A 24,343-nucleotide genomic window follows, 5' to 3' on the forward strand; every position below is an offset into this window, starting at 1 on the left:
TAGGAAAATCCAACTACCTAACCACCCAACCCCTAACTATCTAATAAAAAAGTGTCGCAATATACCCATTAAGTTTAGTTTTTTTAATTCTCATATTAATTTTGCTAAAAGCTGTTGAATAATTTTTGTTTATTCGATATTATCTATAATAGTACTATTAAAAGGTCTGGGTGATTACGATGAAAATTTGGAAATTAACTGAGAGCAGATATGGGATTAAAGAGAGATTAACTAAGGAATTATTTAGAAATTTAATTTCTATAAGAGGGGTAGAATATAATAAAAGTACCTGGAGGATAGAGTTTGATGAAGGGGTATTAGATAGAGTAGAAGAGCTTTTAGTTGAAATTGAAGTGATAGAGGGGGAGGCTTTATTAGAGCGCTTATACCGCTTGAGCAAGTTTCAAGCTCGTAAAGGATTGATGAGGCATGCAGTAATGATACATGAAGCTAAAGATTATATCTATATGATCTTAAGTGATGGTGCTTTTGAGATATTGGAGGAGTATGAAGGGACTTTGTTAGTGTATGATTCTAAGTTAGAAGAATATGCTACTGAGTTGCTATATTTTAAGGAATATGAAAAGTTGAGATTGTATCAAGAGAAGAAAGCTAACTTCAGTATTGCTGATATTATTGAGGTCTTAGATAGTCAGCAAGGTAGTATTTTAAAGCGGGATCCAGATGCTGCTCCTTATTTATTTCTTGATCAATTTCAAGATTTGAAGCTAAGTGATGAACAGAAGGAGCAATTATTTAAAAAAGAGTTATCTGTAAGAAATGTAACTGCCTTCAATTTAGAAAGGCTAGCAGAAGAACGGGAGATTAATAGAGAATTTTGGTACCCCACCTTTGTAGAGCTGGTTGAAAAGGAGATAATTAAACGAAAAAAAAGAATTGATAAATTTATAGAAAAGTTAGGAATTGAACTTCTTTTTAATAATGAAGAGGCTGTCAAATTAGGAGCAGAGATAGAAGAATTACTTAGAAGAATAGATGGTGATTTGCAAGAGGCAATTGATAGCAAATGGGTAGAATATTATCTTAGAGAGAAAGAGAGAAGGATTTATGGGATTATGTAGTCGTTAATTATTAGCGGTTATTTCTATTGGCAAGTAAGTAATTTGCTAGGTTTTAAGGTGAAGCTTTAAGTCATAAAAGGATAACTAGATAGATTAGGCGAATATAAATAATAGGTTAACCTTATAGAGTTACTTAATTAATGTATATTTTCACTTATGAATATATCTGAAAAATTAAAAATATTATAGTTTAGAATTGTATCTATAAAAAGTTCCTCTTGATGATTTCTAATTGCCTTGAAGGTGATAAAAATAATACTATAAGAAATATAAGAGGGAAGAAATCTTTAGATTCTGGGAAGGGGGACTATATGGCTCAGATATTGATTGCTGATGATGCTCCAGTTATGAGAAGGAATATAAGAAAAATTTTGGAGAAAGAGGGACATCAAATTGTAGCAGAAGCTACTAATGGAAAGCAAGCTTACTTAGAATATAAGAACTATGTACCAGATTTAGTAACTATGGATGTGAATATGCCAATAGTAGATGGAGTTGAGGCAGTAGGTAATATTGTTAATGAATTTCCTCATGCAAAGATAATTATGATCAGCTCTAATGACCAAAAAAGAATGGTCTTTAATGCTTTACAAAAGGGAGCTAAATATTATATTATGAAACCTATTACTGAGGAGAAACTTTTGAATGTAGTGAAGCAGTTTGTATAATATATTCACTGTATATCACTTTGGAGCTAATATAAAAAAGAAAGCTAGAGCATTATGCTCTAGCTTTCTTTTTTAACTGGGTCTGTTCATTCCATGTGTTATAGATTGTATCCAACTCTTTATGTATCTTTTTAAATAGTTTATGGATTTCAGGATCAAAATGGGAGGGCTCTACTCGCCCATCACCATTAACGATAATATCATAGGTCTTTTCATGGCTAAAGGGTGGTTTATAGGGACGTGGACTTCTTAAAGCATCATAAATGTCTGCTAACATCACAATTCTAGCCGATAAAGGAATCTTGTTACCGCTCTTACCATTAGGATATCCAGAACCATCAAAACGTTCATGGTGGTTAAGGGCGATGTCTGTAGCCATCTTCAGATGTGGAGAATCGCCAATGATTTCGGCACCATAAGTAGTATGCCTTTTTATCATCTTAAATTCTTCATCAGTTAGTTTTCCTCTCTTACACAATATATTTTTGGGTATATAGACCTTTCCGACATCATGCATTTGAGCACAGTAATAGATCTCTTCAATGAAGTTTTTGCCTAAACCTAACCGTTTAGCGATTAATTTTGAGTATTCATTAACACGCTTGATATGGTAACCTGTATCATCATCACTTGCTTCTGCAGCTCTTGAAAGAGAGTTGATCGTGTAGATAAAGGCATTCTTAACTTCATTAAGCTGACGATGTATATTTTTAATTAGATTAAAGCTGATAGAGAGGGTCTTAATAATATCTGCATCAAAATGGGTTACCGTCTTATTATAGTTAATTCCTATCAAGGCGATATCTGTTGTTTGATATCCAGAGAAGTTATTAATCACATCTAATCTATCTAGAACTTCATCAGCAAATACATTCTGATAATCATCAATATCAGATAAATCTCCCTCAGTATAATTATGGAAAAATTCATTTTCCAGTTGAGTACTGAGTTTAAAAGGAATTTTATTCTTTAAAGTTATTGGAGATGGGGCTTTGCTAATATTATTATCTGCAATTTTATATATTTCTGTAACTGTTTGAGGATATTCTTTAAAGATAATTAGGATAGTTTCTGGTTTATTGGATAGGAAGTGATTAGTTGCGAAGACATAATTGAGAATTTCTTTAATAGAATCCCCATAATCAATAAAGTCATTTTTAATATATTTCTTTAAGAGTTCATCAACTTTACTATTAATTAAGTCGATAGTTTCATATCCCTCTGTTACCTTATTATAATTATTTTTAAAGTTACTTGCTTGTTTTGCTAAATCTGGTAATTTATCCTCTATATTAGCTTTATTTATAATAACTTCAGAGTCTTTAATCTTATCAATAATCTCTGGGTAAGGTTTAGAATATAGATATATAACTGGTAAGTAATCCTGAGATTGTAGAATTTTAATTACTTTAATGGTACTCTCTTGATAATAATCAATATCAGCAATCAATAATTTGGGGTTTAATTGATAAATTTTTAACATCAGCTCATCAGGGGATATCTGATGTAATTTATATTCGTCTCTATATAGAGACTTTTGTATTAGTTTAAAGGTCTCTTCTCCCTTAGAAAGCAGTATTAGGTGTGATTTCATAATTTATATTAGTACCTCCATTTTAAACTGATTAATCTTAATAGTAATCAAAATATTTACTATAAGATTATACCATAAGTTACTTTGTTTTTAAATACTTAAGGCTATATAAGGTTATCTTTTTTTTGTTTCACAATTTTTAAAATAATTTGGTATAATACATATATAAGTGGGATTAATTTGATTAATTACTATTTTATATAGATGATACTATCTATTTGAGATAAAATGGGAAATTATAAAGGTTTTAAAGCTAATTATATTAATCTAACCTTAAATCTAATAGTTTTAGTTTATATAAATAAATACTGTTTAATTTTAATTAGTTCAGCAAGTGAAGGGGATTAATATTAAATTATGGTTAGTTTAAGGGGGATATTAATGAATAAGAGATACCTGATATTAATAGTTTTAATATTTATAGTCTCTATCACTTCTAAAATAGAGGGTAAAGAGGTTTTAAGTGATTCATCTCAATTCTTTAAAGAGGGCTGGGAGTATAAAGTTGGTGATGATAAATGGGCTGACTTTAAGCATGGATTGAAGTTAGGTTCAGAAAATAGAGAGTTTATTTGGTTGAAACATAAGTTTCCACAAGGTCAATTCAAAGACCCCTGCCTTGTATTTAACTCTGTTGAATATGATTTTGATATATATCTTGGTGGAAAATTAATCTATAAGAGTGATAATCAAATAGCTTATCAGTATAGACAAGGGATTGTTAACCACATTATTGATTTACCTCAAAATTTCGATAATAAAAGTTTATATATAAAGATATATCCAGGTGTCTTTGGTTTTAAGACAATAGACAGCTTCTTTTTAAAGCTAACAGAGGTTAATTCTAAGGATAATTATTATCATAACTTAATCTATGAACATTTATTTGATATCTTTTTTGGTAGTACAGCCATAGTTATTGGTTGGATTATTTTAATTATATATCTATTTATTAGATTTATTGAGAGAAGGGTAGTAAAGGGAAAGTTTATCTTTATTGGTATCTTTTCTTGGGGATTGGGTTTATTCAGCCTATTTCCAATAGCTTTAACCTTCTCTAATCAATCAATTTACTTATATTATATGCTTTTATCTGTTCCGATGATTATAATAGGAATAGCGATAGGTCTAATAGAAATATTAAAAGTAAAGGTAGAAGATGATTGTTTTAGTATTAAAAACCTTAGATTTGTTAAAAGAGTTCATCAGTTTTTGTTAGTGATTGTTTTCTTTTTTGATCTATTGCAGATCAAATCTATCTATGAATTTGATAATTTGTATTTAGGAATATTGGTATTGACTATCTTGAATATTATAATAATTGTTATCTTAGAAGCAATAGAAGGAATTAAGGAGTTTAAAGTGATTGCTTTTAGTATTTTACTAGGATTGTTGTTAGAGAGTATAATAATGATAGTTAATCACAAAGAGCTAGCTTTATCCTTTAAAATGCCCAATTCCATTAGTCTAGCTTTTTTAATCTCATTAATTATTAATGCTGTCATGGAATATCTTGAAGTACATAAACAGTTAGAAGGTTATTCTCAGAATCTAGAGGAGAAGATTGCTGCAAAGACTGTAGATATTAGAAATCTACTTAATAATGTAGGGCAAGGTTTCTTATCCTTTGGTAAGAGTTTAACTATTAATGAAGAATATAGTCGAGAATGCTTAAATATCTTTAATAAAGAGATAGGTGGAATGAATATAGTAGAGCTTCTATTTAAGCAAGAAGGGCAAAGAGAGTTTCTAAGAGATATATTAAGGACTATCTTTAGTAGTCAAGACCAAGATGATATAAAGATGTATCTGCCTTTATTACCAGAAGAGAGCAAGATTGCTGATAAATATATCGACTTAAATTTTAAATTAATAGGTGAGAATACTAAAGAAGCCGGCAGTAGAGAGATGATGCTGGTTTTAACAGATATCAGTGATAAGAAGGAGCTTGAGAGTAAGGTTGAAGAAGAGAGAAATAACTTAAAGATGGCTGTTAATGTAGTAGTTAATTTTAATGATTTTATTGAATTAAAGAATAGTTATTTAGACTTCTTTAATAGTGAAGTTGAAGAGATGGTAGCATCAGGTATATCTATACAAGATTTATTGTCTCGAATCTATCTACAGATACATAACTTTAAAGGCGATTTTAGTCAGCTGGGGATGAATAATACTGTGAATTCTCTTCATTGCTTTGAAGGTAAGCTTTTAGAGCTGAAAGATAAGTTATATGAGGAGAGTGTTGAGATAACTGAGCTTAGAAGGTTAATTAAAGAAGAGGAGGCAGTTGGGTTTTTAAGTCAGGATTTAGATATTTTACAAGAACTCTTAGGAGATTATATCCTTGAGCAGAACAAGAAAATCATCATAGAAATCTCTAAGTTAAAGATGATTGAAAAGAGAGTTGTCGAACTATTAGCTCCTAAGGATTCTGAAAAACTCTTAGTTGAGCTTAAGAGATTAAGATATAAACCTTTTAAGGAGATTTTGAAATTTTATCCTGATTATATGCAAGAACTTGGAGGTAGATTAGGAAAATTAATTAAGCCAGTTAAGATAGTTGGTGGAAAAGAATTGGTTGATTTAGAGGACTATAATGAATTAGGTAAGTCACTAGTCCATCTCTTTAGAAATTCTATTGATCACGGAATTGAAGAGCCTGAGCAAAGGGTTGCTAAGGGAAAATCTAAATATGGTGAGATTATCTGTGAGATTGAAATGGAAGAAGATAAGATAATCATTAAGGTAAGTGATGATGGAAAAGGGATAAATATTGCTAAGATTAAAGAACATGCTCTTAAAGAAGGTCTCTACTCTGCTAAAGAGTTAAATAACCTCTCTCAGCAGGAAATTTTGAGTATAATCTTTAGTGAGGGACTATCTACAAAGAAGAATGTCACAGAGCTATCTGGAAGAGGTGTAGGATTAGCGGCTGTCAAGGAAGCTGTTGAAAGGTTAAGTGGTTCAATTAAAATTTATACTACTTTAGATAAAGGAACTGAATTTCAACTAATAGTTCCTAGGAACTATTAGTTGAAATTTAGAAGATGAATTCAGGATTCATCTGTAGAAATTATTGCACAATAGCAGTACTGATGGTATAATATAAGTATGTTTGAATTTGGTGCAAACGTTACCATGAATTTGGGTGGAGGGTGAGCAGTGTCTGAAATTAGAAGGGATATAATTATAGGTAGAAGTATAATAATAGCTAGTAACAGGGCTAAAAGGCCAAAGAATTTTAAAAATAAAGATGAGATTAAGGGAAGTAATGATTGCCCTTTTTGTAATGGCTTTAGAGAGGACATATTATTAGAAGTGATTGATCAGAATCCAAGTTCTATTGAAGGAAAGAATTCATGGAGAGTAAGAGTTGTAGATAATAAGTTTCCAACCTTAAAATCAACAGGTAAATTAACTGAATACAATCATGGTTTCTTCCAAAAAATGAATGGTATAGGGCAAGCAGAGGTACTGATTGAGTCGATGAAGCATAATAGTAGTCTAGGAAGCAATTCTTTAGACCATACTATAGGTATTATCACAGCTTTAAAACTAAGATATGAGCAATTAGCCAAAGATAATAGGCTTAAATATATTCAAATCTTTAAAAACTTTGGTGCAAAAGCAGGAGCTTCCTTGGAGCATCCTCACTGGCAGATTATAGGAATACCGATAGTTCCTTTAATGGTCAAAGAGGAGCTAGAAGGGGTTAACAAGTATTATAAGCAACATCATAATTGTGTTTATTGTGATATGATAAGATATGAACTGGCAGATAATCAGAGGGTTATTAAAGAGAATGAATTCTTTATTGCTATTAATCCCTATGCTTCTCGCTATCCTTTTGAAACTTGGATAATACCAAGAACCCACCAACATAATTTCAGTGATATCTCTAAGAAGGAAATCAATGCTTTAGCCATTATTTTAAGGGATATGATAAAAAGTTTTGAAGTAGGATTTAAAGATTTATCTTATAATATCCTTTTACGGACAGCACCTTTAGCTTTAAAGAATCAACAAGGTTATCACTGGCATCTACAGATTCTGCCGAGATTGAATATTCAAGCAGGTTTTGAGTTAGCTACAGCAATCTTTGTAAATCCTGTTCCACCAGAGTTGGCTACTGAAGAATTAAAGGGAATTGGGATTATTTAATTATTTTTTATTCTTATAAAGTTTATCTTTTAAATATTAATAGTATCTTTAGCAAGATATAATATAATGCAAGGTCAAGGAGGGAGTTAAAGATGAAATTTGAAAGAATGAGTGGAGTTTTCTTACATCCTACCTCTTTAGCAGGTAGATATGGTATTGGTTCTTTAGGTGCTGAGGCCTATCAGTTTATAGATTTTTTGGCTGGAGCTGGGCAGAAATTATGGCAGATTTGTCCTTTGGGTCCTACAGGATATGGTGATTCTCCTTATCAATGCTTTTCTGCTTTTGCAGGAAATCCTATGTTAATCAGTTTAGAAAGGTTGGTGGAAGAGGGCTTATTAAGTGAAGGTGATTTGGCAGTAGAGATTGAATTTGATAAAGATATAGTAGAGTATGGAAAGGTAATTGACTTTAAGATGCCTCTACTAAAGAAGGCCTTTAATAAATTTAGTTCTATAGGAGAAAAAACTGCTTTTAGGGCTTTTTGTGAACAGAATGCAGAGTGGTTAGATGATTATGCATTATTTAGGGCTGTCAAATCAACCTTTAATGAAAGACCTTGGAATGAATGGGATGAGGACATTAAACTAAGAGAAGAAGCAGCAGTGGCTAAGTATAAAGAAGAATTGGCTGAAGAGATAGAGTTTAGATCTTTTATTCAATATCTATTTTTTAAACAGTGGACAGATGTGAGAGAATATGCTAATCAGAAGGGGATTAAGATAGTTGGAGATATCCCTATTTTTGTAGCAATGGACAGTGCTGATGCGTGGGCTAATCCAGAGGTCTTTTATTTTGATGAGGATATGAAGCCTACTAAGGTGGCAGGGGTACCACCAGATTACTTTAGTGAGACTGGACAGCTATGGGGAAATCCTCTATATAACTGGGATAAGTTAAGAGAGAGCAATTATCAATGGTGGGTAAAGAGAATCGAGGCTTTGTTAGAGGTAGCCGATATAGTTAGAATAGATCATTTTAGAGGCTTTGCAGCTTATTGGGCTGTTCCATATGGTGAGAAGACTGCTATTAATGGTGAATGGGAGAAGGCACCAGGGATGGAGTTGTTTAAGACTATCAAAGATGAGCTTGGTGAATTGCCAATTATTGTTGAAGATTTAGGTTTGATTACTGAAGATGTGGAGAAATTAAAGAAGACTTTCGACTTTCCAGGTATGGAGATTTTACAATTTGCTTTTGATGGTGAAGAGGATAATAATGTTACTCCAGAGAGATATACTACTGATAACTGTGTAGTTTATACTGGAACCCATGATAATAATACTACTTTAGGCTGGTATACTGAAGATGCTAGTAAAGCAGATCAGAAGAGACTAGAGAAGTATTTAGATAAACATCTTGATTATAGACATGATTCTATCGTCTGGGACCTGATAGAGCTAGCGTGGTCCTCTAGAGCGGTAATTGCTTTAGTAACCTTACAGGATGTGCTAGAATTGGGTAGTGAAGCCCGCTTTAACATTCCTGGGGTACTGGGAGGTAACTGGGACTGGAAGTATCGTTCAGAGATGCTGACTGAAGAAAGAATGCTGGATTTAAAAGAGATGACAGAAAGAAATGATAGATAATCCAATTAACTGAACAATAATGAGTGAGAGTTAGTTACTATTAACAGGTACTCAATTATAAGTGAACAGATAATAAAACACTCCTGAAAATGGAGTGTTTTATTATTTTATCACAATTTAACTATAATGCATATAATATACAGAAATCGGTTTTACTATCAAATTTAAGGAGGGATAGAGATGAAGAAGAAGTCTTGTCCTGGATGTAGAAGGAAAAATAAGAGTAAGAGTAAGAGAAAGAAGAAGGAAGGAAAATAGGCTAAATATGATTAGATTTAAATGCTCCTTTTTTGAGGAGTATTTTTTTATGTATTGTTATATGGTATGATCAACATTATATTTGAATATCTAGTGGATATAGAGTATTATAATGGTATAAATAGTTTTTTTAGTATAGATCAGGTACAGGTTGGTCATAAAGCTTATATTATATAAATTTATACTCATTTCAGTTTAAATTTGAATATCTTACAGGTAATTAATAGGCAAAAATATCAATGATGTAATTGGGTATTTTATTAATATTAGGTTGTGTCGAGCTTTTAGATCTATGAAAGTTTTAATTACGAAGTCAAGATAATTTATATGTGGTGAGGTGGATATAGAATGGAAAAATTAAAACTTGTCTGTTTTGATTTAGATGATACCTTAATTAGAGAAATTCATTCCGTTATGTTGCCATGCATTTTAAATGGGAAAGAAAGAGAGCACTCTTTAATTCAAGAACAGGAAGAAAAAGGTGTAATTGACTATATATCAGCAGATTATCTCAGAGCAGAATTGCTTTTTGGTCTTGAAGAAGATAAAATCGCCCAATCTTTTTTAGAGATTGCAAAGCCTTTAAAAAATATCAAAAAAGTAGTTGAGATATTACATAAAGAAAATATCAGGTGCATTGTTATTACTGTTGGTCCAATGCAGGTAGCAAAAGTTGTATGTGATATTTGGGGATTTGATGATTATTATGGCAGTAACTATGAAGTGGTTGAAGGAGTATTTACTGGAAAGATTCTTAACTACATTGGGGCTGAAGAAAAGATATTATGTCTACAAGATTTTTGTGAAAATAATAATATAAAACCAGAAGAATGTATCGCTGTAGGTGATGGTTCAACAGATATTCCAATCTTTGAATACTGTGGTAAATCTATTGCTATAAATAGTTCTTGGGAGGTTAGAGAGAGGGCAATGTATGCAGTTGAAACAGATGATTTAACAGATATTCTTAGCTATATATAACCCTATAAAGATTTCATATTATATATCTAGAATTTAAATTTTTATAATCACTTAAAAATAAAAATCAAAAGAATTATTAGACGCAGACTTACACAGACTGAACACAGACTAAAAGAACAAAGAATAGAGAATTTAATTGTTTTGAGTCGGCTCTTAGTCAGATTTTAGTCAGCGTCCAAATAGGTTTTGATTTTAATTCTCTGTTAGGTAAATTAAATTCTTTTTCGTGTTATATATATTTTAAGCTATATGAAAGATAATTTTGGTGATTTAACTTACTCATAAAGATAGCAAAAGGTCTAAAATACAGAACAGCTTGGTTTAAGAATTAATCTGTTATAATAATAATTTATATAGGAGGGTATATAATGAATTTTGAACATAATAACTTAAAGCCAGAATACATAAGGGAAGACTGGGAAGGAAAATGGAAAGTTTTTTCTTGGCTTGAATTTGTTTGTGCAATTCCCCATGTTTTATTTATGGTTACGACTATTAAAGAGAATGGATTAGCAAATGCAGCATTTCAGAGCTGGTCAAGCTTTACAGGGGAAGGAGATAATTATTATATTATCATGTCAGGTGTTATGAAGGATACCCATACATATCAGAATATTAAGCGAGATAAGGAATTTTGTATTAATTTTTTAAGTTCAGATTATCTTGAAGAATGTCGGAAAACGATCAAAGATAATAATATAGCTAGTGATGAAATTTCTGCAGCAGGATTTACCCTTGAAGAATCTATGTCGATTAGTGCACCAAGAATAAAAGAAGGCTTTTTAAAATTAGAGTGTGAATATCAATGGGAAAAGGAACTTTGCGAAAGTAGTCATAACATAACAGTTTGTGGTAAGGTTAAACATCTTTCTATTGCTGAGAAATTTGCAAAAGAAATGACCAAAGAAAAGTATGGGAAGGATTCTTTTATGTTCAATCTCCACAATCCTATGAATCCCTTTACTGGAAAAAGTTTTGGTAGTGGAGTTGGTCATATTAAATTTTCTCAAGATCTATAAGATCCATTCAAGGAGTCAGTGACTTATGAAATTATAGATTGAGTCGGATAACAGGAGATCGTCAATGTAAAATTATAATAAGCTATAAAGATCAATATCTACTATTTTTATAAAAAGTGAGGCTTAAGAAGAGATGAAAGGAACTAAGATTGATTTTATTGTTAGAAATGCTAAGGAAAAAGACTCAGAATATTTAGCATTACTTTGTGAACAGTTAGGATATTCGATGAATTATAGAAAATTAAAATCACCTTTGAAAAAAATCTTAAAAGATGATGAACATATAATATATGTTGCTCAACTAGCAAGTGGAGAGATAGCTGGCTGGATTCATGCTTATCTTTATAAATTATTCTATGCTGATTTAATGGCTGAAATCGGAGGGATTGTTGTTGATAAATTGAATAGAAGAAAAGGGATAGGAAAAGAACTAATGAGATATGTGGAAAGTTGGGCAAAAGAAAAAGGGTGTTATACTGTAAGTTTACGTTCAAATGTACTTAGAGAAAAGGCTCATCTTTTTTATCAGCAGATAGGCTATAAGAATGAAAAAGAACAATTTACTTTTCGTAAAAGACTTTAAGTTGATGGTATGGTTTAAAGATGACTTATGTGAGATTTATTAATACTATTAAAAATATGTAATTATTCAAAAATCGAATATTTACTGAAATATAATTAAAAATAGGAGTGGAAAAGATGTATAAATATTTGATACAAGGATTACTTTTAGGATTAGCATATGTTGCACCTATAGGTATGCAGAACTTATATGTGATAAATACTGCCATGAAAGGTAATAAGTTGAAGACCTATCAGGTAGCACTAACGACCATATTTTTTGATATCACACTTGCTCTTGCCTGTTTTTTTGGGATAGGACTATTAGTCAAAAATATTCCTATATTAAAATCAATTATTTTATTAGTAGGCTCTGTTCTCGTTATATACATAGGAATTGGCTTGATTCGTGCTTGTTCAGAGGTGAAAAATGATATGGAAATAAGTGATTCAATAGTTAAAATTATAATTACCTGTTTTATTGTGACGTGGTTGAATCCACAGGCTTTAATAGATGGTTCCTTATTATTAGGAGGTTATCATGCCTCTGTACCTGTTCAGATGGCTAAGTATTTTATATTGGGTTTCTGTAGTTCATCCTTTATCTGGTTTATGATTTTAGCAACTATAATCTTAATCCTAAGGGATAAATTAAATAATACTATTATTAAGGGGATCAACATAATTTGTGGAGTGATTTTAATCTTTTTCGGTGCAAAATTAGGCCATTCCTTTATTCAATTAATGATAAAGGGTTAAGTTGGGTTAGAAGTTGAGTGTATAAAGAAGGAGGAAAAGATGAAAGAAAAACTTATAGATATTTTCAATCGAATTTCTAAAAAAGGGGTGTATCCCTATCAACTAGCATTTATGCTACTTATACCATTAAGGAATATATTTCTTTCACCCAAAAAACTTATTCAGTATTTAGAGTTGGAAGAAGATTATAATGTTCTTGAAGTTGGTTCAGGTCCTGGATATTTTAGCCCTAAAATTGCTAAGGCTATACCAGCTGGGAAATTAGTATTAGCTGATATCCAAAAAGAGATGCTTGAGTTTGCCAGAAAAAGATTGACTAAGAAGGGGATATCTAATGTTGAATACCACCTGTGCAATGGTATTGATTTTTCATTTGAAAGCAATAAATTTGATCTTATATATATGGTAACTGTTTTAGGAGAAATAGAGAATAAAGAGGAATATATCAAAGAGTTTTTTAGATTATTGCGACCTGGAGGTATCCTTTCGATCTCAGAACAAGGTGGTGATCCAGATAAGATGTCGATAGAAGAAATTAAGAGATTATTAGCTGGTTCTGGGTTTGAACTTGATAAACTCTATGGCAGAGAGAATAACTTTACTATAAACTTTCGAAAAACTAATTTATCAAAATAGTAGATTAGATTGCTTAAATTTTAGGAATAGAGGATGAGTGCTTATGAACAGTTCAGAGATAGTTTTAAGCTCTAGGAGACTTACTTTAAAGGTGATAGATGAAAACTATGCAGATGAAGTTCTTAATTATTTTAAGAGAAATGAGAAATTTCTTAAGAAGTGGGAACCTAAAAGGTCAGAAGAGCTCTATACTTTGAAGTACCAAAAGAATCAATTACGAGATGATTTAAGTAATATAAGTAAGGGAAATCTGCTGAAGTTATGGATTTTTCCTAAAGGCGATAATAAGATAATAGGCTCCCTTATTTTTAGTAATATAGTCAGAGGATGCTTTCAATCATGTTATTTAGGTTATCGATTAGATGAAGGGAAAGTAAATAGTGGTTACATGACAGAGGCATTAGAAGAATTGATAAGATTTTTATTTGAAGAGTTGAAGCTACATAGAATAGAAGCAAATATTATCCCAGAGAATAAGGCATCTTTAAGAGTAGTTGAGAAATTAGGGTTTTATAATGAAGGACTAGCTAGAAAATATTTAAAGATAAATGATAAGTGGGAAGACTATATTCATATGGTTCTTTTAAATGAAGGCGTTGAATAGAGAATTTAATTATTTAATCTAATCTATTTAAATATTGGTCTACAATAAATAATATGCTTAGAGTGTAAGGAGTTCTATGCTAGATAGTTGATTTGTTTATTATAATGATATAAAATATATTCTAATATATTAAATTGGAGGGGGAAGTTGATGAGAACAATAGGTTTAATTGGTGGGATGAGTTGGGAATCTTCCCTTGAATATTATCGTATTATCAATAAAATCGTTAAAGAAAGGTTGGGTGAGCCCCATTCCTGCAAAAGCATTATGTATTCGGTAGATTTTGCAGAGATTGATAAGTTGCAGCACCAAGGAGAATGGGAAGTACTAACTGATAGGATGGTTCAAATTGCAAAAAGATTAGAAAAGGCAGGGGCTGAATTGATACTGATTTGTACCAATACAATGCATAAGATGGCTGAAGATGTACAGGAGAATATCAAAGTTCCTCTATTACATATAGCAGATGCTACTGCTGAAGAGATTAAAGCTAAGCCGATGGAGAAGGTTGGTCTTTTAGGGACTAAGTTTACTATGGAGCAGGATTTTTATAAGAAGAGGTTAAAAAAGAGGCATGGAATAGATGTGATAATACCTGATGAGAAAGAAAGGGAATTTATTCATAATGTCATCTTTAAAGAGCTAGTATCAGGAGTTATCAAAGAGGAGTCTAGAGATAGGTTTAAAGAGATAATAATCAACCTTAAAAATAATGGTGCAGAAGGAGTAGTATTGGGTTGTACTGAGATTCCACTATTGATAAGAGAGAAGGATAGTTCTATTCCTATATTCAATACGATGTTGCTCCATGCTAAAAAGGCGGTTGAGCTTGCCTTGAAATCAGGTTGTTAAATAGTATATTAAAACTTGTTATACAAGTCAGAATAAGATTATTTAATTTAAGCTAAAGTAGAGAGAGCTTGAATGACTTATCTAAGTCATATCTATAGCGATTTTTAATGGTGATATTACGACACTTTTTGAACCAGTGAATAATTAATAAAGTATAAATAATAGTTAAGTTCAAAACCACTAAACTTTCTAGAAAGATAAGCTTCTATTTATTCACTATTATTTATTATTTGTAGAAGTGTCGCAATATCTATCTATAATAGCACTTGTTCTAACGGCATAAGATACAAGTATTTATGGAGGGATTTAACTTGCAGGAGAAGATAAGAACTTTAATTAGAGAATATATTCAAGAATACTCGACTAGAAAAGAAATAAAGACTAAATGGGGTGAGCCAATAGTCAACTTTGCTGATGCTAATGATCAGATGTTTAGAAAACTTAAAGAGGTTGTAAGTTCAACCCATGCTCTACCTCAAGATTTTTTAACGGATGCTCAAACGGTAATTGCTTATTTTATCCCCTTTAGTCGAGATGTTGTGAATTCAAATAGAGCAGGAAGATATAGTTCAAAACAATGGGCTAGAGCCTATATAGAGACAAATGAACTTATATCTAACCTGAATAATTATATCAAAAAAAAGCTTGCAGCTTTAAATTATCAATCTAGCCTTATCCCTGCTACCCATAATTTTGATGAGGATAGTTTGATAAGTGATTGGTCTCATAGGCATGTAGCTTATATATCAGGCTTAGGTAAGTTTGGTCTGAATAATATGTTGATTACAGATAAAGGGTGCTGTGGAAGAGTTGCTAGTATAGTAACTAACTTAAAGATAGAGGCTACAGCAAGAAATAATCAGGAGTATTGTCTTTATAAGAGCAAAGGTCTTTGTCAAAAATGTGTAGATAACTGTGTTAATGATGCGTTAAAGATTAATTCCTTTGATAGACATAAGTGTTATGAAATCTTGCTCGAGAATGATAAATTACATAGTGATTTGGGTTTAACAGATGTTTGTGGTAAGTGTTCTGTGAACTTACCCTGTTCTTTTATCAATCCAGTAGAGAAATGTTATAGTTATCAAGAAAGTATAGTATAGATTGCAGATTTATAAAAATTTATTGGATAATAAGTGAACTTTTAATTATTTTATAAAATTTGTAGTTTCAAAGAAGGAATCTTTAACCTATGATCTAAATATACTAAAGAAGACCAATAGTTCATAATCCATTGATTGATAAATTCAAAAATTATATATACCGATAAAGATTTTATATTAGAAATTTTAAAAGCAAAAGAGCAAACAAGAGTAATTTTTTCCACAAATCACACTAATTTCCACGAGAAAGTACTCTTGGGGTGAATAAGTTCAAAAGATTTATTCATTAAATTAATTTTTTATTCTTTGATTCGTGTTTGATTGGTGCCAATTCGTGGCTAAATAAATTTAAACTCTTTTCGTGTTCTGTATAGTTATATTTAATTAAGTTTATAGTGTGATGTCTAAGTTTATTTTCCATGGTATATTTTGTGGAAAGGAGAGGAGTAATGAAAAATGTTGAGCTAACAAAGATTAAGTTCAGATTAATAATATTAATCCTCATAATCTTAAAATCAACTACATTAACGACAGGTCAAGATATTAAGCCTGATTTGATAATTAATGAGTTTTTAGCTTCAAATGGAGAGACTATTTTCGATGAGAGTGGAGAATCTAGTGATTGGATAGAAATCTTTAATAATAGTAATAGTTATATCGATTTAGGAGGAATGTATATATCTGACAAACTAGATAATCCATTAAAGTATCAAATCCCTCATAAACAACCTGCTGAAACGACTATTCCACCAAAGGGCTTTTTACTCTTATGGGCTGATGATAAGCCCGAAAAAGGTCCACTACATTTGAATTTTTCATTAGCTAAATCTGGAGAGGCTATAATAATTACAGCAAGTGATGAAACCACTATTATAGATAAAGTTCTTTTTTCAAAACAGAGTAGAGATATTTCTTTTGGTAGAAGTAATATTGATTCTAATGAGTGGTCTTTTTTTATTGATCCTACACCCAAGAAAGCCAATAATACCTTTGGAATTTTTTCAATAAGAATAGCTACTTTGTATGATTTTTATAAAGAGAATTTACTATTATTGAATGTAATCATCGGTTTAGTTATTCTATTAATTATCTCATTATTATTATTCATATTAAAATTAAGTGATAGAAATAGAGAATTAAAAAAGGCTAAGCTCAAATATAATGAATTATTTAATAATATTTTAAAGGGATTTAGCTCTGATTTTAATAAAGACAAAGCAATCGATAAGGTTTTAAAGGAGAAGGCTTTTGAACAGAATATCTTACTTGAAAATATCAAGATACATGTATGGTATTTGGTAGATGAGAAGACCTATGGTGCTGTCAATAAAGCCCATGCTGAATTTTTAGGAAGAAGAAAAGATGAGATAAACAATGCCAATCTTTACTCTATTTTTGATCAAGAGACTGCAGAGCGGTGTATAGAATATAATGAAAAGGTCTTTACTGAAAAGCAAGAGTTAACTAAGGAAGAATGGATTAAGAATGGTAAAGGTGAATATAGATTGTTATTGATCACCAAGACACCTAAATTAGATAAAAACGGGAAAGTAGAGTATGTAGTCTGTTCTGCTTATGATATTACTGAGAGAAAAGAGATTGAGCAAGAGATAAAGTATATGAACTCCCATGATGAGTTGACAGGAGTCTATAATCGGGCTTATTATGAGCAGATGTTAGTTCAATTAGATAGTCAGAATTATCTTCCCTTAAGTATAGTTGTAGGTGATGTTAATGGTCTGAAATTAACCAATGATGTCTTTGGGCATAAAGAGGGAGATAGATTGTTAAAGGAGATAGCAGTTGTATTAGAGAACTCAACACGTAAAGATGATATCGTGACTAGACTAGGAGGAGATGAATTTTGTATTCTTCTTCCCCAAACAGATGCCAAGACTGTTGATAAGGTTATCGAGCGAATTAAAGAGAACTGCACAGCAGCTGCTTTAGATCCCATACCCCTTAATATAGCAGTAGGTAGTGCAACTAAAGTAAGGCCAGAAGATGAAATAGAAGAAGTGTTTAAAGAAGCTGAAGATAAAATGTATATTGATAAAGGAAGAAATAAAGATAATTTCCAAAATCCATTGCTTACTTCTATGGTAGATAGATTATTTAATGAGGATTATGAATCGATCTACCATGTATCACGAGTAAGGGAGCTGGCTGTTAAACTAGGAGCTAAGTTGAATTTGGATAAACATTCACTTTACAAATTAGCCTTATTGTCTGAATTTCATGATATAGGCAAATTAACAGTTCCTTTAGAGATATTAAATAAAGAAGAAGAGGATTTAAGTGCTAGAGAGATAGAATTAATACAAAATCATACAGAGGCTGGATACAATATAGCTAAGAACTTCAAATGTTTAAATTCTATCTCTGAATTAATTCTATACCATCATGAAAATTGGGATGGTAGTGGTTATCCTAATGGAATAAGCAAGGAAGAGATACCTTTAAATTCTAAAATCATTAATGCCATTAACTTTTATGATCGGCTTATTAATAGTGATTCTTTTACTAAAGAAGATGCTATTATTGAATTAAAGAAAAAGGCTGGGATTAAGCTTGACCCTGAAGTTGTTGAAGTATTAATAGATCTATTGAACTAGATTAGGTTTAATAATTATATATTTGTAAAAATAAATCCAGCCTATAGGTTGGATTTATTTTTATGAACAAAGAATTTAAGGAGTTAGAAATTTTGAGTATGGTTTTACATTTATATAGTTGGAAAATATAATATTTATTGGTTTCTTGAAGGTGGATTAGAATTTGTGGTTAATTATGTAATGTGTGTAAAATAAATATCAATAAGATTAATTATTCTAGTCTTTATATTAAATAAGGGTTAATTTTATAAAATACTTTTAGTATATGAGGGAGGAGAACATGAAATTAGAATTTGTACTTATGTTTTCTACAATAGTATTTATTGCGTCGATTGTACCTGGTCCAACAACATTGTTGGCATTAAATCACGGAATTAAATATGGTCTAAAGAATGTTATGGTTAGTGCAGTAGGCAATTTAACAGGGACCTTGATTCAAGCTATATTATCATTGACAGGTTTAGGCATACTTGTAGTACAGTCAGAAATGATATTTAATCTAGTTAAATATTTTGGAGTTCTATATCTGATTTATATTGGAATAAGAGCTCTTTTTCAGAGGACTGATTTTATATTGAAAGAAGATAATAAATCAAAAGAATTTGATTTTTCTCCTAAAAGTTTATTTGTGGAAGCTTTTTTTATTACATTGGGAAATCCCAATGCAATTATTTTTTTTACAGCTCTATTTCCTCAATTTATAAAGATAGGGGAGAGTAGTTTAATCAAGATATTTATTTCTCTGTTGATCCTATCTATTATCGCTTTTTCATGTATGATGATCTATGGATTATTTGGAGAAAAAATTACACTTATACTTAATAACAAAAGAAGTGCTAAGGTATTTAACTTTATTGTAGGTAGTATCTTTATAATTATGGGAGTAAGTTTAGCTTTAAATTAATTATAAGGATATCAGTAAAGGTTATGAAGAGTTGCTTAGAGAAGAGATTGAGTCTTAGGATTTATCAAAACCTGAAATAAGAGAAATATATCTATTAGCAAGTAAATATTTGAATCTAAAGGGAGAATATTAAAAATTATTTAGAGGAGCAGTGGTATCTATGAAGGTTAGAACAGAGATTGCCAAGGATAAATTTTCAAAGGGATTTAATTGTTCACAGTCGGTATTAGTAGCTTTTTTTCAGGATTTAGGATTAAAAGAGGAAGATTTGTTAAAAATATCTAGTGGTTTTGGTGGTGGAATGGGCAGGATGCAAAAAACTTGTGGTGCTGTTACAGGTGCCTTTATGGTGATAGGGTACCTAAATGGCAGATATCAAGAAGGTGATACTGCATCTAAGGCAAAGACTTATGATTTAATACAAAAATTTGCAGATGATTTCAAAGAAGTAAACGGTACAATCAACTGTTTAGAATTGCTAGGTGTTAACTTTAATGATGAAGAAGCGATGAAAGAGGCAGTCAAGCAAGGAGGATTTAAAGATCAGTGCCTCAAATATATTTTGGATGCAGTAGAGATAATTGAGTCTAGATACTTATAGTTAAAGAGACTTTTAGAAATAAAATAGCTTTATAACTTTAGAATCAAATTTAAAAGGTTTTAATGTGAAGGAAATTAATGTTTGAGTGGAGCAAGTGTTCTAAAAAATAATACTTCATAAAATAATCTTTGAAGTAGGAATCTTAGCTATCTTATTCTCAATTAATATTGATTGCGTAGCGAGTTTAATTTTCTTCTTGATTGGGCTGGTTTTACTGGTCTTGTGCGAAAGGGAATTTCTCTATATTCCCTGTAGAGCCACGGAAGGTTCTATGAACCTGTAGGTTTGGTTACTTTTTCATCAAGGAAAAATGTAACCCGCCTTTAGGCGGAATCTAATAATTTGTCTACTTTTTAAAAAGTAAAAGTATTGTAAAATCCCCATTAAATTTTATTTTAAATTCACATATCTATAATAGATAAATAACTAATTTGAAAGTTTGTGGAGGTAAGAAATATGGTAGAAAAAATTAAAAAATTAAAGAATCCTGTAGTTCAAGAAGCCCGAGAATTAGCTAGAAGTAAGAATAGGATTTTAAAAAACAAGATACAGTTGCATGGATTAGAGCAGTTGCAATGGGCTAAAGATGCTGGTTTGAAAATAAGAAGTATCTTTATTAGTGAAGATGAAAATGCAGAAGATTATAAATGCTTTTCAGCTCCAATCTATCAAAGCTCTGATGGAATTTTAAAGAAGATTACTGAAACTAATTATCTAATTCCAGCTGTGGGAGTAGCTGAAGGTATTGCTAATAGAGATTTAAGTGAAGAATTTGTTCTATTATTGGATGATGTTAAGGACCATGGAAATATAGGAACTATTATTAGGACTGGTAAGGCTTATGGGATTAATGAGTTTATAACGACTAATGAAGATTTTGATCCTTATATTCCTAAAACTATCGATGCTTCTCGTGGAACATCCTTTAAGGCGAATTTTAGAAGGCATAATACACCTAAGCAAGCAGTCTCTTATCTTAAAAAGAAGGGTTATCAGATAATCGCAACTAGTCCCTATGGTAAGTCTTTACAATCAACAGTTGCTTTAGATAAGAAACCAATAGCCTTAGTGGTAGGGAATGAAACTTCAGGTGTCTGTGATGAGGTTTTAAAGGAGGCTGATCATATCGTTCAGATCCCAATGTATACAGGGGTTGAATCCCTCAATGTAGGTGTTGCTACAGGGATCAGTATTTATGAATTGAGATTAAAGGAGGCTTTAACAATGTTAGCAGAAAAGATTATATCTAGTTTGGGAAGAGAGGTAAATGTCACCTCTCAATTGCTTAGAAGGGCATTTGATATTAAGCTAAAAGAGATAAGTGAATTTAGTGGAGATCAGGTTATATTCTTAATGGTATTAAAAAGGGAGTCACAGATGAATAAGGAGCAGATTGAAGAGCAATTTGGATATTCTGGTGATAGGTTAGCAGAGTTTATTAGTCCTTTATATGAGCAAGGTTTAATCAAAAAAGAGTATGAAGAGTTGGAAATAACTAAAGAAGGAGAAGGGTTACTGGCAAAGCTGTGGCCTATTCATGAAAAGACAGAGAATTTAATCTTAAAGGATTTTACAGAAGAAGAGAAGGAAAATTTAAAGGATTATTTAGAAAAGATTCAACAGAACTGTATTCAAATAATGAAATATCAAGTATAGACTGGTATTTATTAAACCTAAGGAGAGATTGGATGTTAAGCTATTATAATCAATCAGAGACCTGTGTTGTCCTGCTTCATGAGATTTATGGTATCAATCAACATATGAAGGATATCGCTAAGAAATTATCTGAGTATCAAGTTGACATTATCTGTCCAAATCTATTAGAGATAGATGGTTCTTATAGCTATAGTGATGAACAAAAGGTATATCAGAACTTTAAAGAGAATGTTGGTTTTGCAGTGGGAGTAGAGAAGGTTAAAAAATTGTTATATCAAATTAGAGATGAGTATGAGTTTATTATAGTACTTGGATTTAGTATAGGGGCAACGATAGCTTGGTTATGTAGTGATGAGCAAGGTCTCTGTGATATGATAATAGGCTATTATGGCTCAAGGATTAGAGATTATACAGATGTGATACCTAAGTGTCCAACCCTTTTATTCTTTCCAGAAAATGAAATTTCATTTGATTCAATAGATTTAATTGGGGAGATAGAGGTTAAAAGAAATGTGAGGGTTTATCAATTCCAAGGTAAGCATGGATTTAGTGACCCATATTCCGATAAATATTGCTCTAATTCAGCTAAAAGAGCTGAGAGAGAAATGATTAATTTTATAAGAAATTCCATATCACTAAGTGGTTAAACTTATTTGGATAAATTAGATTAACTTAATTAAAGTTGGGGTTAATGAGTATATTGCGACATTTTTTACTTTGGTAGTTAGGGGGTGGGGGGTTAGGGAGTTGGATTTTCCTAACCCCTACCCACCTACCTCCTAAATGTAGCTTTTTCACTTAAGTGTATCATATTTTCTATTACTATAATAGGCAATATAATGGAGGACCAGTTAATGGAGATACCTGAGTATTTTAAAGACAAGATAGTACAGTATTTTGGTAGTAAGGGAGAAGAGTGGCTAAAAGAGTTGCCTGATATTCTAGATAGATGTAGAGAAAAATGGAGCTTAACAGATATAGTTGTGGCAGAGGATTTATCTTTTAACTTTGTCTGCTTTGCTCAAGCAGCTAGATATGGCGAAGTGGTTCTTAAGGTTGCTATCTCTTCTGCTGAGTTATATACAGAGATGAAAGCATTATCGCTGTATAATGGTCATAATATCTGTAAACATTATGATTTTGATAGTAAGCTTGCTGCTATGCTATTAGAAAGAGTAGTTCCAGGGAAGAATCTGACCAGTCTAGAGGATAATAAAGAACAGCTGATGGTTGCTGCTGATTTAATTTCTAACTTCCCTATAGGTATTGATAATAATGAGCTATTTCCGACTTATCAAGACTGGTTAGGAAGAGCATTTGATAGGGCTAGAAAGGAGAAGATAGTAGGAGCTAAGCTGCTTTCTTTGATGGATATAGCTGAGGAAATTTTTGATGATATCAATCAACAAAGTGCTTCTCAAGTACTTTTACATGGTGACTTGCATCATTGGAATATACTCCAAGATAGAGAGGGAGATTGGAAGGCAATTGATCCCAAAGGGGTGATGGGGGTAGCTTGCATGGAATCAGCAAGGTTTATAGATAATCATCTAAATGTTGTTAGTGCTAGGGAAGATATTGATAGTCTAAATCTCTGTAACTATTTAGATGAAATGGTTTCGGTTTTTGCTAGTAAATTTGACAAATCCAAGATTATTATTGCAAATTGCCTATTTGTCTTGTGTGTGCTGAGTACATGCTGGAGGTTTGAAGAGGCCAATCCTAAAGAAGACCAATTGAAAGAATCTATAGATAAATGCGAATTTATTCTTAAATATATTAAAAATTTATAATTTTACTGGCTAAGATGATATATTTAAAAGATGTTTAGTAGATGATACTTAGAGTATTTTTATAAAAATAACAAGGAGGTAATTATGGCTCAAGAAAATTTCTATACGGAAGTATATCCTGATATTATTGAGCAATGGAGGTTTTATTTAGACTTATTAGAGCTAGAAGAAGGGGATAAGGTTTTAGATATAGGATGTAATCGAGGTGATACAGAACTCTTTATGGTAAATAGCAATCCACAGATAGCTAAAGTAGTTGGGATTGACATAGATGAACTAAAGTTGAGTGATGCTAGCAAGAAAGTATCAACAGAGCTTGAGCGGGAAAAGATAGAGTTTCAAAAAATGGATGCTTGTAATTTAGAGTTCGAGGATGAGAGTTTCGATAAGGTGATCTGTGCAGAAACAATCGAATGGATTGAAGAACCTCAAAGAGTTATTCAAGAGGTTAAGCGAGTATTAAAACCCCAGGGGATAGCAATAATCCAGCATAGTGATTTTGATACACAGGTCTTTAGTACAACTAAGTTAAGTTTAACTAGAGAGATTATCAACAAATTTACAGACAGTGGTCCTGATGGAACTATAGGAAGAAAATTATTAGGTTGGTGTAAAAGGGTTGCTTTTAAAGAGATAAAACCTGTGATTTATTCAGTAATTAATGATAGCTTTAAAAAGAATTATTACTCTTATCAAGTTGCTCAGATGATGAAGGAATGGCTTACATCTCAGCAATTGATTGAAGAAGAAAGACTAAATGAATGGTTAGAGTATTTACAGAGAATAGATGAAAAAGGAGAGTTCTTTTATTCTATAAATAGAAATCTTGTAATTTGTAGAAAGTAGTAGATAGATTTAGTTCTATAGAAGTTAGAATTATAGAGGTTTAAGAAAGGTAGGAGGAGAG

At 31.3% G+C, this 24,343-nt stretch carries 21 protein-coding genes; 20 read left to right on the forward strand and 1 reads right to left on the reverse strand.

Going from position 1 to position 24,343, the window contains the following annotated elements:
* Positions 1-179 precede the first annotated feature (179 nt).
* Both BX659_RS10495 and BX659_RS10500 read left to right on the forward strand, forming a co-directional pair.
* Positions 180-1,082, forward strand: coding sequence for a hypothetical protein (locus BX659_RS10495; protein WP_097018718.1), 903 nt, complete (start codon positions 180-182; stop codon positions 1,080-1,082).
* A 311-nt stretch (positions 1,083-1,393) separates the two neighbouring features.
* The gene (locus BX659_RS10500; protein ID WP_097018717.1) at positions 1,394-1,750 is read left to right on the forward strand and encodes a response regulator; all 357 of its coding nucleotides are present in this window, start codon (positions 1,394-1,396) and stop codon (positions 1,748-1,750) included.
* A 52-nt stretch (positions 1,751-1,802) separates the two neighbouring features.
* On the opposite strand, the gene BX659_RS10505 is transcribed toward BX659_RS10500, so the two are convergent.
* Complete coding sequence (locus BX659_RS10505; RefSeq protein WP_097018716.1) at positions 1,803-3,344, reverse strand: HD-GYP domain-containing protein; 1,542 nt, start codon at positions 3,342-3,344, stop codon at positions 1,803-1,805.
* A gap of 381 nt (positions 3,345-3,725) precedes the next feature.
* On the opposite strand from BX659_RS10505, the gene BX659_RS10510 reads away from it, so the two are divergent.
* The 18 genes from BX659_RS10510 to BX659_RS10595 all read left to right on the forward strand — a co-directional run bounded on the left by BX659_RS10510 (position 3,726) and on the right by BX659_RS10595 (position 24,282).
* Entirely contained in the window at positions 3,726-6,377 is a 2,652-nt protein-coding gene (locus BX659_RS10510; RefSeq protein ID WP_172431946.1) for an ATP-binding protein, read from the forward strand.
* 129 nt (positions 6,378-6,506) lie between these two features.
* Positions 6,507-7,505 (forward strand): galactose-1-phosphate uridylyltransferase, encoded by a 999-nt coding sequence (gene galT, locus BX659_RS10515; protein ID WP_097018714.1) that lies wholly within the window; start codon positions 6,507-6,509, stop codon positions 7,503-7,505.
* 92 nt (positions 7,506-7,597) lie between these two features.
* Positions 7,598-9,094 (forward strand): 4-alpha-glucanotransferase, encoded by a 1,497-nt coding sequence (gene malQ, locus BX659_RS10520; RefSeq protein ID WP_097018713.1) that lies wholly within the window; start codon positions 7,598-7,600, stop codon positions 9,092-9,094.
* A 606-nt stretch (positions 9,095-9,700) separates the two neighbouring features.
* Complete coding sequence (locus BX659_RS10525) at positions 9,701-10,333, forward strand: HAD family hydrolase (RefSeq protein ID WP_097018712.1); 633 nt, start codon at positions 9,701-9,703, stop codon at positions 10,331-10,333.
* A gap of 368 nt (positions 10,334-10,701) precedes the next feature.
* Positions 10,702-11,352, forward strand: coding sequence for a flavin reductase family protein (locus BX659_RS10530; protein ID WP_097018711.1), 651 nt, complete (start codon positions 10,702-10,704; stop codon positions 11,350-11,352).
* Between the two features lie 133 nt (positions 11,353-11,485).
* Positions 11,486-11,935 carry a GNAT family N-acetyltransferase gene (locus BX659_RS10535; protein WP_097018710.1) on the forward strand — a complete coding sequence of 150 codons (450 nt, stop codon included), beginning with the start codon at positions 11,486-11,488 and terminating at the stop codon, positions 11,933-11,935.
* Between the two features lie 116 nt (positions 11,936-12,051).
* Positions 12,052-12,672, forward strand: a complete 621-nt coding sequence (locus tag BX659_RS10540; RefSeq protein WP_097018709.1) for a LysE/ArgO family amino acid transporter — start codon at positions 12,052-12,054, stop codon at positions 12,670-12,672.
* Between the two features lie 39 nt (positions 12,673-12,711).
* Positions 12,712-13,308 carry a class I SAM-dependent methyltransferase gene (locus tag BX659_RS10545; protein WP_097018708.1) on the forward strand — a complete coding sequence of 199 codons (597 nt, stop codon included), beginning with the start codon at positions 12,712-12,714 and terminating at the stop codon, positions 13,306-13,308.
* 43 nt (positions 13,309-13,351) lie between these two features.
* Positions 13,352-13,912: a GNAT family N-acetyltransferase gene (locus BX659_RS10550; RefSeq protein WP_106231830.1), complete on the forward strand. Its 561-nt coding sequence runs from the start codon at positions 13,352-13,354 to the stop codon at positions 13,910-13,912.
* Positions 13,913-14,062: 150 nt separating this feature from the next.
* On the forward strand, positions 14,063-14,764 hold the full coding sequence (locus BX659_RS10555) for an aspartate/glutamate racemase family protein (RefSeq protein ID WP_097018706.1): 702 nt from the start codon (positions 14,063-14,065) through the stop codon (positions 14,762-14,764).
* A gap of 311 nt (positions 14,765-15,075) precedes the next feature.
* The gene (locus tag BX659_RS10560; RefSeq protein ID WP_097018705.1) at positions 15,076-15,867 is read left to right on the forward strand and encodes an epoxyqueuosine reductase; all 792 of its coding nucleotides are present in this window, start codon (positions 15,076-15,078) and stop codon (positions 15,865-15,867) included.
* A gap of 449 nt (positions 15,868-16,316) precedes the next feature.
* Positions 16,317-18,482 carry an HD domain-containing phosphohydrolase gene (locus BX659_RS10565; RefSeq protein WP_172431945.1) on the forward strand — a complete coding sequence of 722 codons (2,166 nt, stop codon included), beginning with the start codon at positions 16,317-16,319 and terminating at the stop codon, positions 18,480-18,482.
* A 280-nt stretch (positions 18,483-18,762) separates the two neighbouring features.
* Positions 18,763-19,386: a LysE family translocator gene (locus tag BX659_RS10570; protein WP_172431944.1), complete on the forward strand. Its 624-nt coding sequence runs from the start codon at positions 18,763-18,765 to the stop codon at positions 19,384-19,386.
* Between the two features lie 160 nt (positions 19,387-19,546).
* Complete coding sequence (locus BX659_RS10575) at positions 19,547-19,987, forward strand: C-GCAxxG-C-C family protein (RefSeq protein WP_097018702.1); 441 nt, start codon at positions 19,547-19,549, stop codon at positions 19,985-19,987.
* A gap of 456 nt (positions 19,988-20,443) precedes the next feature.
* A complete protein-coding gene (locus BX659_RS10580; RefSeq protein ID WP_097018701.1) occupies positions 20,444-21,643 on the forward strand; it encodes a TrmH family RNA methyltransferase in 1,200 nt (399 codons plus the stop codon).
* Between the two features lie 32 nt (positions 21,644-21,675).
* Positions 21,676-22,290 (forward strand): dienelactone hydrolase family protein, encoded by a 615-nt coding sequence (locus BX659_RS10585; protein WP_097018700.1) that lies wholly within the window; start codon positions 21,676-21,678, stop codon positions 22,288-22,290.
* 207 nt (positions 22,291-22,497) lie between these two features.
* On the forward strand, positions 22,498-23,436 hold the full coding sequence (locus BX659_RS10590) for an aminoglycoside phosphotransferase family protein (RefSeq protein ID WP_172431943.1): 939 nt from the start codon (positions 22,498-22,500) through the stop codon (positions 23,434-23,436).
* Positions 23,437-23,520: 84 nt separating this feature from the next.
* Entirely contained in the window at positions 23,521-24,282 is a 762-nt protein-coding gene (locus BX659_RS10595) for a methyltransferase domain-containing protein (RefSeq protein ID WP_097018698.1), read from the forward strand.
* Positions 24,283-24,343: the final 61 nt, after the last annotated feature.

The sequence above is a fragment of the Orenia metallireducens genome (genome assembly GCF_003001995.1).
GTDB lineage: Bacteria > Bacillota > Halanaerobiia > Halobacteroidales > Halobacteroidaceae > Orenia > Orenia metallireducens_B.